Source organism: Chitinophaga sp. OAE865, assembly GCF_040546735.1.
GTDB classification, from domain to species: domain Bacteria; phylum Bacteroidota; class Bacteroidia; order Chitinophagales; family Chitinophagaceae; genus Chitinophaga; species Chitinophaga polysaccharea_A.
In genome coordinates this window covers 1,226,331-1,239,727 of sequence record NZ_JBEPOF010000001.1, presented here as the reverse complement: position 1 = coordinate 1,239,727, position 13,397 = coordinate 1,226,331, and the positions used below count along the sequence as shown (strand labels likewise).

11 protein-coding genes are annotated in these 13,397 nt (G+C 46.5%); 8 read left to right on the top strand and 3 right to left on the bottom strand.

What is annotated here, in order from left to right:
* The first annotated feature begins 3 nt into the window (after positions 1 to 3).
* The 4 genes from cydB to ABIE50_RS05200 all read left to right on the top strand — a co-directional run bounded on the left by cydB (position 4) and on the right by ABIE50_RS05200 (position 4,096).
* Positions 4 to 1,038, top strand: a complete 1,035-nt coding sequence (cydB, locus tag ABIE50_RS05215; RefSeq protein ID WP_142684141.1) for a cytochrome d ubiquinol oxidase subunit II — start codon at positions 4 to 6, stop codon at positions 1,036 to 1,038.
* Positions 1,039 to 1,296: 258 nt separating this feature from the next.
* Positions 1,297 to 2,259: a helix-turn-helix transcriptional regulator gene (locus tag ABIE50_RS05210; RefSeq protein WP_354027877.1), complete on the top strand. Its 963-nt coding sequence runs from the start codon at positions 1,297 to 1,299 to the stop codon at positions 2,257 to 2,259.
* Between the two features lie 74 nt (positions 2,260 to 2,333).
* Positions 2,334 to 3,365, top strand: coding sequence for a DJ-1/PfpI family protein (locus ABIE50_RS05205; RefSeq protein ID WP_209855182.1), 1,032 nt, complete (start codon positions 2,334 to 2,336; stop codon positions 3,363 to 3,365).
* Positions 3,366 to 3,415: 50 nt separating this feature from the next.
* On the top strand, positions 3,416 to 4,096 hold the full coding sequence (locus ABIE50_RS05200; protein WP_354027876.1) for a GyrI-like domain-containing protein: 681 nt from the start codon (positions 3,416 to 3,418) through the stop codon (positions 4,094 to 4,096).
* A gap of 11 nt (positions 4,097 to 4,107) precedes the next feature.
* On the opposite strand, the gene rnc is transcribed toward ABIE50_RS05200, so the two are convergent.
* The 3 genes from rnc to ABIE50_RS05185 are packed head-to-tail and all read right to left on the bottom strand — an operon-like array spanning position 4,108 to position 6,351.
* Positions 4,108 to 4,827 carry a ribonuclease III gene (rnc, locus tag ABIE50_RS05195; RefSeq protein ID WP_260607360.1) on the bottom strand — a complete coding sequence of 240 codons (720 nt, stop codon included), beginning with the start codon at positions 4,825 to 4,827 and terminating at the stop codon, positions 4,108 to 4,110.
* 10 nt (positions 4,828 to 4,837) lie between these two features.
* Positions 4,838 to 6,091, bottom strand: a complete 1,254-nt coding sequence (fabF, locus tag ABIE50_RS05190; protein ID WP_142684144.1) for a beta-ketoacyl-ACP synthase II — start codon at positions 6,089 to 6,091, stop codon at positions 4,838 to 4,840.
* A 23-nt stretch (positions 6,092 to 6,114) separates the two neighbouring features.
* Positions 6,115 to 6,351 (bottom strand): acyl carrier protein, encoded by a 237-nt coding sequence (locus ABIE50_RS05185; protein ID WP_012788038.1) that lies wholly within the window; start codon positions 6,349 to 6,351, stop codon positions 6,115 to 6,117.
* 451 nt (positions 6,352 to 6,802) lie between these two features.
* On the opposite strand from ABIE50_RS05185, the gene ABIE50_RS05180 reads away from it, so the two are divergent.
* The 4 genes from ABIE50_RS05180 to ABIE50_RS05165 all read left to right on the top strand — a co-directional run bounded on the left by ABIE50_RS05180 (position 6,803) and on the right by ABIE50_RS05165 (position 13,283).
* Positions 6,803 to 7,891, top strand: a complete 1,089-nt coding sequence (locus ABIE50_RS05180; protein WP_209855184.1) for an efflux RND transporter periplasmic adaptor subunit — start codon at positions 6,803 to 6,805, stop codon at positions 7,889 to 7,891.
* 78 nt (positions 7,892 to 7,969) lie between these two features.
* A complete protein-coding gene (locus ABIE50_RS05175) occupies positions 7,970 to 11,098 on the top strand; it encodes an efflux RND transporter permease subunit (protein WP_209855186.1) in 3,129 nt (1,042 codons plus the stop codon).
* A gap of 35 nt (positions 11,099 to 11,133) precedes the next feature.
* Complete coding sequence (locus ABIE50_RS05170; RefSeq protein WP_209855188.1) at positions 11,134 to 12,465, top strand: TolC family protein; 1,332 nt, start codon at positions 11,134 to 11,136, stop codon at positions 12,463 to 12,465.
* Positions 12,466 to 12,692: 227 nt separating this feature from the next.
* Positions 12,693 to 13,283 carry a 3-keto-alpha-glucoside-1,2-lyase-like domain-containing protein gene (locus ABIE50_RS05165; protein WP_209855190.1) on the top strand — a complete coding sequence of 197 codons (591 nt, stop codon included), beginning with the start codon at positions 12,693 to 12,695 and terminating at the stop codon, positions 13,281 to 13,283.
* Positions 13,284 to 13,397 lie beyond the last annotated feature (114 nt).

Sequence of the window (13,397 nt, the reverse complement as noted above, 5' to 3'; positions counted from 1 at the left end):
CTCATGGAAACAATTCTCGGACTGGACCTTCCCACCTGGTGGTTTTTGGTGATTGGCGGATTGATCACCGGTTATGGTGTGCTGGATGGCTTCGACCTGGGTGCAGGCGCTTTACACCTGTTCTTTAATAAGGAAGAAAGCCGCCGCCTGGTGCTTAATGCAATAGGACCTGTATGGGACGGAAATGAAGTATGGCTGGTAATTGCAGGCGGCGCCTTGTTTGCCGGTTTCCCGCTGGTATACGGTGTAGTACTGTCTACCTTCTATATTCCCTTTATGCTGTTTCTCGTAGTCCTCATTTTCAGGGCTATTTCCATAGAATTCAGAAGCAAGGAGCCCTGGCTATGGTGGCGTAAAATGTGGGACATCAGTTATACCGTGTCCAGCACCAGCATCACCCTGCTGCTGGGTTTAGTACTGGGCAACCTCATTCATGGGCTTCCCATCAATAAGGAGCACGAATTTACCGGCACACTGCTTACCTTTTTTAACCCTTATGCCATACTGATTGCTTTTACCACCCTTTCACTATTTATGCTGCACGGCTCCATTTACCTGGTAATGAAAACGGAGAACAGGCTGTACGCCAAGCTCACGGTGATTGTGAACAACTGCAGCAAATTCTTTATCCTCTGTTTTATCCTAACGTCAATGGCTACCCTTATATATGTTCCCCATATGACGCACCAGTTTAAATCACATCCTCAGCTGTTCCTGTTACCCATGCTGGCAGTGCTGATCCTGCTGAACATCAAAAGGAATGTAGATGCCCGCAGGTACTATACTGCCTTTCTCTATTCCTCTGTTATTACAGCCTGCCTGCTCATCCTGTTCGCGGTAGGGCTGTATCCCAACATTGTTATATCTACCACAGATCCGGCATATAGTATCAGCATTTATGCGGCGGCGTCTTCTGTTAAATCATTGAAAATTATGCTGCTGATTGCAGCTATAGGCACTCCTATGGTCATCGGGTATACTACTTTCTTATTCTGGACATTCCGGGGTAAGGTGAAGCTGAACGAGATGAGCTATTAAATCCGGCAGGATCAGGCTAAAAAAACAGGTCCCCGCAAGAAATTGCAGGGACTTACCATTTAACCTATATTCTGTACTGTAGCATTGTGTTGATGATCTCCCGAAAGTCGCCAGTTGTCATTTTCCCGGTATCCTATCTTTTATCAGGAGATGTACATATTTAAGACCATCTACTTTGATAAAAGTTTAACCGGTTTAAAAAAATTTCTGAAAATAATTCCGGGAAGCCGAAATTAGTGCTCAGAATTGAAGACTTCCATGAACCGTATCGACCGGCTTACCGCCATCCTCATACAATTACAAGGTAAAAAAATAGTAAAGGCCTCCGAAATAGCTGATCGCTTTAATATCAGTTTAAGAACGGTGTACAGGGACGTAAAGGCCCTGCAGGAGGCAGGTGTACCCATAGGAGCGGAAGCAGGTACCGGCTACTATATCGTGGAAGGATATCACCTGCCCCCTGTGATGTTTTCCAAAGAAGAAGCGGCCGCGCTCCTGACAGGGGAAAAGCTGATGGAACAGTTCAGCGACCATAGCAACCGGAAACAGTTCAGCCTGGCAATGGAAAAGATCCGCTCAGTGCTCCGTGGAACAGAAAAAGACTACCTGGAATCATTGGATGAGAACATCGCCGTGCTGCGGTATCGTCCCGTGGTAGCAGATGCCTCTGAGTTCCCCAACCGCTTCCTCACTGATATTCAGCATGCCCTGGGCATGAACCAGGTGATCAGTATGGAGTACTTTTCCTTCCAGGAAGAAGTGGCCACCCGCAGGGAAGTAGAACCGGTAGGCATTTTCCATAGCAGCGCCAACTGGCACCTGATCGCTTTCTGCCGGCTGCGGCAAGGGTACCGCGATTTCCGGGTAGACCGGATCCGTAAACTAAATGTATTGCCTGCCACTTATAAAAAAGATAAACACCTGTCTTTACAGGACTACCTGGAACAGCAACGCAGCAGGCACAACGAAAATACCTATCTCATTAAAATAGCCCTTGACAACAACATGATACGGTACGTAAGGGAACAGAAATACTACTTTGGCCTCATGGAAGAAAAGGTAGTGGGCGATAAAACCGAACTTACCTTCCTGCACTCTTCCCTCAATCACTTTGCCCGCTGGCTCATTATGTTTGGCAACCGGGCGGAGGTGCTCCAGCCCCGGGAGCTGAAAACCGCCATAGGAGATCTTATAACAGAGCTCCACGGACACTATTTATAAATTTCCGGACACTGCTGACATAAGGTTGTCACCCCCCGGTTGTTGCTTTGTATTGTAATTAAAACAATACAAATATGAATCAGCTCCGCAATTGTTACGTCTTCCTGTTTAATAGCTATTCCGACTGGGAACCTGCACTGGCCATGTATGGCATAGCGAACTTTACAGATGTCCGCATCGTTACCTTTTCTTTTACCGGCGAAGCAGTTGTTTCCGGCGGGGGCCTGAATATACAACCTCATATAAGCCTTGATGAGGCAATGAAAGCAGATATCGACCTGCTCATACTTCCCGGCGGGGAAGCCATGGAGAACGGCGCCAATGTGGCTGTTATCCCGCTGATAAAACAATTGCTGGTACAGCAGAAAACGATTGCCGCTATTTGTGGGGCCACCGTTTTGCTGGCTCAACATGGTTTCCTCGATCATATTGCCCATACCAGTAATCATCCCGGAGTATTAAAACTGCAGGCGCCCGGTTATAAAGGTGCGAGCCAATACCAGCAGGCGCCTGCGGTAGCAGATAAGCAGATCATTACTGCCAGCGGTACTGCAATGACTGCCTTTGCCAAAGCCATCTATCAGCATTTTAATTTACTGGAGATAGCACCTCTGCAATTCTGGTTCGGCTTCTTTGATCATTCGGCCGTTCTTCCGGAGATGTCGGCTGCTGCGCCCTTTCACTTCTTTTATCAGCGCCACGAAACCAACTATGCCGGCATGATATCTCTTGTGCGTACCGCCATTAAAGACGTATACCAGGAGGCCGTCAACGCCGGGATGGAGATATGCGGCGCACCGGAATGGCATTACCGCAATTTCGACGGTAAGCCCGATACGGTATTTACCCTGGATATAGGCCTCCCCGTAACAACCATAAAACCTGTTGCAGCTCCCTGGCATTGCGAAACGCTTCCGGCCTTTAACTGTGTAAGCATGCAGCATCATGGCCCCTGGGAGCAGCTTGCCGATACCTACGGACAACTGTTTGCCGGCATTGGAATGCTGAACATGCAGGTAACCGGCTATACAAGGGAACAATATCTCCGGTATAACTTTGAACAACCTGCGCAAAATATTACCAACATACAGATTGGTGTGAGTTAACCGCTATAAACATCTCCCGGGCCTTCCCGGGGGATTTTAATCCTCAAAAAATGAAAGTCTATATCATCTCGGGCTGGCTGCTGCTCGTTGCCTTTGCTTTTGATGTACAATTAACACTGAAAAATATGAGTAAACTGGATCTGACAAAGGAATTCAAATCATACTATTCCGCGGCTAAAACACCGGAACTGGCCACCATAGACAAGGGTTTGTTTATAACCATCACCGGGAAAGGCGATCCCAACGGGGCCACTTTTGCGGAGGTTACCGGGGCCTTGTATACGGTGGCTTACAGCATTAAGTTTGGCAGCAAACAAAGGGGCATCGACTTTACCGTGAGCAAGCTGGAAGGTTTCTGGTGGGTGGAAAACAACGAGGTCAATCCCCTTGAGGTTCCCCGGGATCAATGGCATTATGAACTGGCCATCCGGATGCCCGATCATATTACACGCCACCTGTTTTCAGAAGCGGTGCTTTCTGCGGAAAAAAAGAAGAGATCCACATTCATCCGGCAGGTAGATCTGAAGTACATGGAAGAAGGGCTGTGCGTACAGCTTATGCATATTGGTCCCTTCAGTGAAGAGCCGGTATCACTGAAAAAAATGGATGATTTCATGCAGCAGCAGGGATTACATATGAATGGGCGTCATCATGAAATTTATTTATCCGACTTCAGGAAAACGGCGCCGGCAAAGCTAAAAACGATATTAAGGCACCCTGTGAGGAGATAAGAAGATAACGGTTAATCGGTTAATCCCAGCTGTATAATGGCTTGTTGGGCGGCTATCTGGCTGGCATCTTTTTTATTGAAGGCTTTACCGCTGCAAATGAGCTGGCCATCCACTACGGCGCCAACAGTAAAGATACGCCGGCCGTTGTCCATCTGTTCTTCGAGCAGTTCGAATTCCAGTGTTTTACCGTTTTTATTGGCCCAGCCGTATAATTTGTTTTTGTGGTTCATTTCCACGGTTTCCAGCAGTTCCATGTCTATATAAGGCATGATAATGCGTTTATGCACAAACTGTTGGGTTTTATTATAGCCACGGTCCAGGTATACTGCGCCTACAAGGGCTTCGAGGGTATTACCGAATATCTGGCTGATTTTGAGGAAGCTGTTATATTTATCGTAGATAGTGAGCTTACGTAAACCCATTTTGATAGCGATATCGTTCAGTTGTTGCCGGTTAACGATCTTGGAGCGCATCTCTGTTAAATATCCTTCTGTTTTATAGGGGTATTTTTTAAAGAGATAATCTCCCACGATGGCGCCGAGAATAGCGTCACCGAGGTATTCCAGCCTTTCGTTGCTTTCCAGGAATTTTTCTTTACTGGAACGATGGCTCAGGGCCACTTCATAAAGGGCAAAGTTACCAGGTGGGAAGCCCAGAAGGTTGTGCAGCTCTTTATATAAGTGCCTTTTTTTGGAAATCAGTCGATATAAAAAACCTGGCAGTAAACTCACACAATCAAGATCAAGGAACAAATTTTTTGAAAATCACGGAAGCGTTATGTCCGCCAAATCCAAAGGTGTTGGACAATCCGGCGTTTACTTCTCTCCTTTGTGCGATATTAAAAGTAAAATTCAGTTTCGGGTCTAATTGCGGGTCGTCATTAAAGTGGTTGATCGTAGGAGGAACTATGCTATCAATGATAGACATAATTACGGCTATGGATTCAACGGCGCCGGCAGCCCCGAGTAAGTGCCCTGTCATGGATTTTGTAGAGCTGATATTCATTTGATAGGCATGCTCTTCAAAAACGCGCTGAATGGCTTTTACTTCGGCAATATCTCCCAATGGGGTGGAAGTACCGTGAACGTTGATGTAATCTATCTCGCTAGCCTGCATTCCGGCATCTGCCAAAGCATTCCGCATTACATTCAGTGCGCCCAGTCCTTCCGGGTGGGGTGCAGTAATATGATATGCATCTGCAGTAGCGCCGCCGCCGGCCAGTTCTGCGTATATTCTGGCGCCTCTTTCCTGTGCGTGTTCCAACGACTCCAGTACCAGTGCGCCGGCTCCTTCACCCATTACAAAACCATCGCGGTCAAGATCAAAGGGACGGGAAGCAGTTTTTGGATCATCATTCCTTTCAGACAAAGCCTTCATGGCGTTGAAGCCGCCAACACAAGGTTCATTGATCACATTTTCCGAACCGCCGGTAATCACCATATCGGTTTTGCCGTAACGGATACTGTACATCGCTTCAATAATAGCATTGGTAGCAGATGCGCAGGCTGATACAACGGAAAAATTAGGCCCCCTGAAACCGTGGCGGATAGAAATGTACCCGGCAGCGATGTCAAGAATAAGCCTCGGAATTAAGAAAGGACTGAAACGGGGCGTACCATCCCCTGTGTGGAAATCTCTCAGCTCATGACTGAAATTGATCATACCTCCAACACCAGTGCCCCATATCACTCCAACACGATCAGCATTGATCTTGTCTTTATTGATATTGGCGTCCAGTATCGCCTGATCTGCGGCAATTACAGCCGTTTGTGTAAAGGGGTCCATTTTACGGGCCTCCTTTTTGTCCAGGTAGTTAGCAGGATCAAAATTTTTCAGTTCGCAAGCAAAACGGGTTTTGAACTTGGAAGCATCAAATTGCTTGATATAATCCGCGCCGGATACACCGTTCGTCAATCCGTGCCAAAAATCGGCTACAGTATTGCCGAGCGGTGTAAGAGCGCCTAAACCTGTAACGACAACTCGTCTTGGTTGCATTAAAACAATTCTGATTAGTAGGATTATTTTACATGTTCTTCCAGGTAAGCAACTGCCTGGCCAACAGTAGTAATAGTTTCAGCTTGTTCGTCAGGAATGGAGATGTTGAATTCTTTTTCGAATTCCATAATCAGTTCTACCGTATCCAAAGAGTCAGCGCCTAAGTCATTGGTGAAGCTGGCTTCAGGAGTTACCTCGGCTTCGTCAACGCCCAATTTGTCAATGATGATCTTTTTAACTCTTGATGCAATGTCTGACATAATTTTAAGTGTTTTTGGTTTAAAACTTGACTGCAAAAATATAATTTTTATTGAATTGCCAACAGATAGCCCGAATTTTAAGGGCGGCCCCGCAGTAACAATCTCCCCAAACCCAATACAGTAAACATATTCATTGCTTTGTTAATAAAAGAATTTATATATTTTTGATACTGGCTGGATTACAGATTTGCATATTTTACCACAAAAGTCGCCTTTTTCGGGACAATTACGCCATTCTCTGAAATCCAAAACATATAAATCTTTAAATATCTCCATTCAACCGGCTATTTCACCACTTATCTAAAGCATTAACGCTATTTAACAGTTGCCCGGAGCATTCAGCCCCCTCAATGCGTAAATTTGTCCGGCTTGTGAGATAGTATCCCTTTAGGAGCCTGTTTCTGTGTTATGAACCAATAGTGAAAAGTTAGAAAAACATATATAAAAAGATATGGCCATCACCAAAAAGACCGTTCGCACAATAGTTATATTGGCCGCAGCCGGTATTGTCACTTTCTTCGTTTATAAGAAAATAGCCGGCAACAAATCTGCCGGAGAGCCGGCTGCAGCCGCATCCGGCGCAAAAGGAGGCGCTTCCAGGTTGCTGCTCACCGACGCCTGGATCGTTAAAACATCCCGGCTCGATCAATCTATTGAAGCAAGCGGCACCTTACAAAGCAATGAAGAAGTGGAGGTAAAACCCGAGATCAATGGCCGTATCACACACCTCTATTTTAAAGAAGGTACCAATGTCAGAAAAGGGGATCTGCTCGTTAAACTATATGATGAAGATCTCAAAGCACAGCTTCAGAAACTGAAATTGCAGCAACAACTGGCCAAAACAACCCTGGAACGCCAGGAAAACCTCCTTAAAATAAATGGTATCAGCCAGCAGGATGTAGACGTGACCCGTAACCAGGTAAGTGCTTATGGTGCAGATATGGAATATACCCAAACTCAATTACAGAAAACCGAACTGCGGGCCCCCTTCAGCGGTAAACTCGGTTTACGCAACGTCAGCGAAGGCGCTATCGTGTCTTCCGCTACCATTATAACTACCCTCCAGCAAATAGACCCGCTTAAAATGGACTTCTCTGTAGCAGAGAAATACCGCAACTCCATCAGGAACGGCGACCAGGTCAACTTTTTAGTATCCGGCGACAATAAAGAATATAAAGGCAGCATTTATGCCATCGATCCTAAAATAGACCTTACCACCCGTACTGTGAAGCTTCGTGCCATCGTTCCCAATAATAACGGTGTCCTGTTCCCTGGCTCCTTTGCGAAAGTGAAAATTTTACTGAAAGACCTGCCCGACGCCATACTGATACCATCCCAGGCAGTTATTCCCGGTACCCGTGATAAAAAAGTAATTATTGCCGATAAAGGCAAAGCCAAATTTGTAACAGTAGAAACAGGCATCAGAACAGAAAGCAGCGTTCAGATCACCAGCGGCCTCCAGCCCGGTGATACGGTTATTATCACTGGTATCCTCCAGCTGAAACCAGGCATGCAGTTGAAGTATAATAAGATACAATAATCATTTTCCCCACCGTACTATCCCCGGCAGCCTCACTGCCAAAGGGATGCCCGGCAGGAAAATCTGAAAATAATTATCATGAGTTTACCTTCATTATCTCTCAAACGCCCGGTATTTGCTATCGTGATGAATATCATTATTGTGATATTCGGCCTGGTGGGCTTTACTTTTCTGGGGGTAAGGGATTTCCCGGCAATCGATCCGCCTATCGTAAATGTGCGCACCTCATACGCAGGCGCCAACTCCGACATCATCGAAACCCAGATCACCGAACCATTGGAAAAACAGATCAATGGTATCGCAGGGATCAAAAATATCTCCTCCAGCAGCAGCCAGGGAAGCAGTAACATCACCGTGGAATTTGAACTGGGGCAAGACCTGGAAGGCGCTACCAACGACGTTCGTGATAAAGTGTCGCAGGCACTGCGCCAGTTGCCGCCCGATATTGATGCCCCCCCGGTAGTGTCCAAACAGGACGCCAATTCGGATCCCATCATTTCCATGACAGTACAAAGCAACACCCGCAACCAGCTGGAAGTAACCGAATATGCCTCTAACGTACTACTGGAAAAACTTCAGACCATTCCCGGCGTAAGCGCCATACAGATATGGGGAGAAAAAAAATACGCCATGCGTATCTGGATGGACCCCGCCAGGTTATCATCCTACAGCCTTACCCCCGGAGATGTACAAGCGGCCCTGCTACGCGAAAACGTAGAACTTCCTTCCGGTAAAATAGCCGGTAACGCTACCGACTTCACCGTGCGCACCTTCGGACGGCTCGTATCGGAAGACGATTTCAACGGCCTGATCATCAAAAATGTAAATGGCAGCGAAATCCGTATCCGCGATATCGGCCAGGCTGTACTGGGCCCCGAAAACGAAGAAACCGTGCTGAAAGAATCTGGCAGCCCCATGATCGCCCTCGCCCTCATCCCCCAGCCGGGCTCCAACTATGTAGCTATTGCAGAGGAATTCTATAAACGCTTCGAACAACTGAAAAAAGATATCCCCGACGATTATTCTGTAAACATCGCCATGGATAATACCCGCTTCATCACAAAATCTATTGATGAAGTGGAAGAAACCCTCATCGTTGCACTGGTACTGGTAATTATCATTGTATACCTGTTTTTCCGCGACTGGCTCATGGCCCTGCGCCCACTCATCGATATTCCCGTATCCCTGATCGGCGCCTTCTTTATTATGTACGCCTGCGGCTTTACCATCAATATCCTCACCTTGCTGGCAATTGTACTGGCTACCGGTCTTGTAGTGGATGATGGTATCGTGGTAACAGAAAATATTTATAAAAAGATTGAACAGGGAATGCCGCGTATGCGGGCGGCCAGGGAAGGGTCTGAAGAAATATTCTTTGCCGTGATCGCTACCTCGATCACACTGGCCTTTGTATTCTTACCCATCATCTTCCTGCAGGGCTTCGTAGGGCAACTGTTCCGTGAGTTTGGTATCGTGGTTGCCGGCGCGGTGATCATCTCCGCCTTTGTATCACTTACATTAACACCGGTACTGAACGTAAAACTTGGCCGTAAAACACATACCCACTCCTGGTTCTATACCAAAACAGAGCCATTCTTCCGCTGGATGGAAGACGGGTACCAGAAATCACTGGAAGCGTTTATGCGTTTCCGTTGGGTAGCCGGGTTGATCATTGCCGGTTGCCTTGTTATGATCTATTTCCTTTTCAAAACATTGCAATCGGAACTGGCGCCGCTGGAAGACCGCAGCACTTTCCGCCTTTCTATCACCACACCGGAAGGCACCGCGTTCGATTACATGGATAATTATGTGGATAAGCTCACCAAATTCATGATCGACTCTATTCCTGAAAAGAAAATTATCCTGAGTGTAACCTCCCCCGGCTTCAGCGGCTCCGGCGCGGTAAACACCGCCTTCGCCAATGTGATGCTCACGGAACCGCACGACCGTACCCGCTCCCAGAAAGATATTGTGAATATGGTGAACCGGAACATGAACAAGTTCCCCGAGGGCAAGGTATTTGCCATTGAGTCACAAACCATCCAGGTAGGTCGGCGTAGCGGGCTGCCGGTATCATTTGTACTGGAACATATTAACTTCGACAGTCTTACCAATGTACTGCCAAAATTCATGGAGGAAGTAGGCAACAGCCCTGTTTTCCAGGGAACAGATGTGGACCTTAAATTCAATAAACCAGAACTGCGCATTCATATTAACCGCGACAAGGCAACACAGCTCGGCGTTTCCGTACAGGATATTTCCTCTACGCTGCAGCTGGCGCTGAGTAATCTCCGCTATGGTTACTTCATCAGGAATGGTAAACAGTACCAGGTAATGGGACAGGTGTTCCGCGCCGACCGCGACGATCCCATGGATCTCCAGAACCTGTATGTGCGCAACTCCCGCGGTGAAGCTATACAGCTCGATAACGTAGTGAGCATAGAAGAAGAAACCAGTCCGCCGATCATCTATCACTTTAACCGCTACAAATCAGCTACCGTATCTGCAGGGCTTGCGCCTGGCAGAACTATCGGCGACGGTATTAACGAAATGTACCGCATCTACAATAAACTGCAGCAGGAACATGTGTTGAACGATTCTTTTAATACCGCTCTATCCGGCTCATCACGCGACTATGCAGAAAGTGGTTCCAACACCATGTTTGCACTGGGACTGGCGCTGGTGCTTATTTACCTGGTATTGGCGGCGCAGTTTGAAAGCTGGGTGGATCCGCTTATCATCATGTTAACCGTGCCGCTGGCATTCGCAGGAGCATTGCTGTCGCTATGGTTATTTAACCAAACATGGAATATCTTCTCACAAATCGGCGTAATTATGCTGATAGGGCTTGTAACGAAGAACGGTATCCTGATCGTGGAATTTGCCAACCACCAGCGGGATTCCGGCATGCAAAAATCAGCCGCGGTGATCCATGCTTCGTCCATGCGTTTACGGCCTATCCTGATGACCAGCCTTGCAATGGCCCTCGGCGCATTACCGATCGCCATGTCGCTGGGCGCTGCAGCTACCAGCCGTATTCCACTGGGGATCGTTATCGTAGGCGGGATCATATTCTCGCTGGTGTTAACGTTGTTTGTAATCCCGGCTATGTACACCTTCCTGTCGCGCAGGGGCCGCAATAAGAACGATGAGGAAGATGAAATGGAAAACGATGAAGAAGCACAGGTGGCAGCAGCACATGCCTGAGTATAACTGATTTGAATGATCACGATATGTTATTTATGATGAAAAATATAAAGAAGTGTTTCCTCTTATTCCTGTTACTGGTAAGTGCGGGTGCGTTAAAAGCGCAGCAACAGGTGCTTACCCTCGAACAGGCCATAGATGTGGCGCTGAAAAATAATTTCGATATCCGTTTGGCCAGGAATACAGCAGAACTGGCAGCTAACGACTACGCCTATGCGAATTTTGCATTTGTGCCACGCCTGAATGCCACTGCCGGAACAACCTGGAATAATACAGCTACCAAACAGGAATTTGTAAATGGTACCAAACGTGATACAAGCGGCATTAAGAGCAATAACATCAGTGGTAATGTAACCCTCAGCTGGACCTTGTTCGATGGCCTGAAGATGTTTGCCACACGGAATAAGATTGCATCTATCCGTGATCTTGGTGAACTGGCCATCAAAGACCAGGTACAAAATTCCATCTCCACTATCATCGGCGGATACTATAACATTGTACAGCAAAAGCAACAGTTGAAAGCTTTGGCAGAGCAGATGTCCATCTCCGAAGAAAGAGTAAAACTCTCTGATGCAAAATTCAGTACCGGACTCGCTCCTAAAACAGATCTGCTCCAATCAAAAGTGGACCTCAATGCACAAAAGGCATTGTATATCCGCCAGCAAACACTGATAGAACAAAGCAAAGCTTTGCTGAACCAGCTGATGGCTGTGCCGGCGGGCGCTACAGGCTATGATGTGGTAGACTCTATCCCGTTAAATACCGGTCTTTCCTTTTCAGTGCTGCAACAAAATATCGCCAACAACAATACAGCTATCAAAGTGCAACAGCAGAATGTAAATATCTCTGCGCTTACCATAAAGGAAAGTAAAGCGGATTATTTCCCGGTAATATCCTTTAATTCGGGCTATAACTACAACCGGAATACTTCCAATGCCGCTACCAATGCATTCAGCCCCAGATTCAGCAGGAATGGCGTTCTCAGCTATGGCTTCACTGCAGCCATCCCTATCTTTAACGGCTTTAATGTAAAAAGACAGGTGCAGAACGCACGGATTGATTTCGACTTCCAGAACATCACGCTGGATAATGTAAAATCCCAGGTAGATCTTTCGCTGAACAATGCGTTCAGGGACTACGAATACTATAAAAAACAGGTATCGCTGGAAGAAGAGACCAACGACCTGGCAAGGGAAAATGCGATGGTGGCGCTGGAACGTTTTAAACAGGGCGTGTCTACTATCCTGGAAGTAAAAATAGCACAGCAAAGCCTGGAAGATTCCTACTATCGCCTTATACAGGCCCGCTATAATACCAAGCTCGCCGAAACTGAGTTGGGCAGGCTGAATGGAGCATTGCTGCAATAGTTTATCTTTTTTATATTGTAAGCGGATAAGTAAGGGAGAGATCTCCTGCTTATCCGCTTCCTGTTTCCGGTCATACCGCCGGCCCTACTGTACGGGCATGAACAGGCTATTGTATCGTTAACGAACATATCTTATATTGTGTAATGTAAAATATATTACAACTCAAAGTCCCTTTGTCAGGCATGGTTTTGCAAACCAGGTTACCATATTATAAAACAGGATAAAACATGTTACGTTACATTCTATTTGCCATCAGTGGCATTGTTTCTTTTAACAGTATATGTGCCGCACAGGAACTTCGTACCGTAAACCGGACGGCCACCGGCAACGATGTGATCCATTTAAATGAAGCACCCGGTGCGGGAGTAGCCTGGATCAGGAACAAACAATTTGATAAGGGCACCATTGAGTTCGATGTAAAAGGAAAAGATGTTCTTCAGCAAAGTTTTGTTGGCTTTGCGTTTCATGGCGTCAACGATTCCACATATGATGCTATTTACTTCAGGCCTTTTAATTTCCAGGTTCCTGAAGCCGGCAGGAGAAGCCACTCCGTACAATACATTTCGCTTCCTGCAAACGACTGGGAATTGTTAAGGGAGAAGTATCCGGGGAAATATGAAAATGAAATAGATTCTTCTACAGATCCCAACAAATGGTTTCATGTAAAAATAGTTGTAACAGACGATGAAGCAGCAGCCTATGTAAACGGTAAAAGATGCTTAACCGTTACATTGCTGGGCACACAAAAAACCGGTATGGTAGGATACTGGGTGGGCAACGGTTCCGGCGGGGACTGGAAGAATCTGAAAATAGATTAATACTGTTGATTGATATGTTAGAAGTATGGCTTTAGGAACACCGGTTCTTAAAGCCTTTTTTGCAGATCATTTTTTAAATAAAAAATAAATTCAGGTAGGAATCTTAATTATTTT

What these genes read in the sequence shown, in the direction of transcription:
- cydB (WP_142684141.1), top strand. Translation starts at nt 4, where the DNA reads ATGGAAACAATTCTCGGACTGGACCTTCCCACCTGGTGGTTTTTGGTG.
- ABIE50_RS05210 (WP_354027877.1), top strand. Translation starts at nt 1,297, where the DNA reads ATGAACCGTATCGACCGGCTTACCGCCATCCTCATACAATTACAAGGT.
- ABIE50_RS05205 (WP_209855182.1), top strand. Translation starts at nt 2,334, where the DNA reads ATGAATCAGCTCCGCAATTGTTACGTCTTCCTGTTTAATAGCTATTCC.
- ABIE50_RS05200 (WP_354027876.1), top strand. Translation starts at nt 3,416, where the DNA reads ATGAAAGTCTATATCATCTCGGGCTGGCTGCTGCTCGTTGCCTTTGCT.
- fabF (WP_142684144.1), bottom strand. Translation starts at nt 6,091, where the DNA reads ATGCAACCAAGACGAGTTGTCGTTACAGGTTTAGGCGCTCTTACACCG.
- ABIE50_RS05185 (WP_012788038.1), bottom strand. Translation starts at nt 6,351, where the DNA reads ATGTCAGACATTGCATCAAGAGTTAAAAAGATCATCATTGACAAATTG.
- ABIE50_RS05180 (WP_209855184.1), top strand. Translation starts at nt 6,803, where the DNA reads ATGGCCATCACCAAAAAGACCGTTCGCACAATAGTTATATTGGCCGCA.
- ABIE50_RS05175 (WP_209855186.1), top strand. Translation starts at nt 7,970, where the DNA reads ATGAGTTTACCTTCATTATCTCTCAAACGCCCGGTATTTGCTATCGTG.
- ABIE50_RS05170 (WP_209855188.1), top strand. Translation starts at nt 11,134, where the DNA reads ATGATGAAAAATATAAAGAAGTGTTTCCTCTTATTCCTGTTACTGGTA.
- ABIE50_RS05165 (WP_209855190.1), top strand. Translation starts at nt 12,693, where the DNA reads ATGTTACGTTACATTCTATTTGCCATCAGTGGCATTGTTTCTTTTAAC.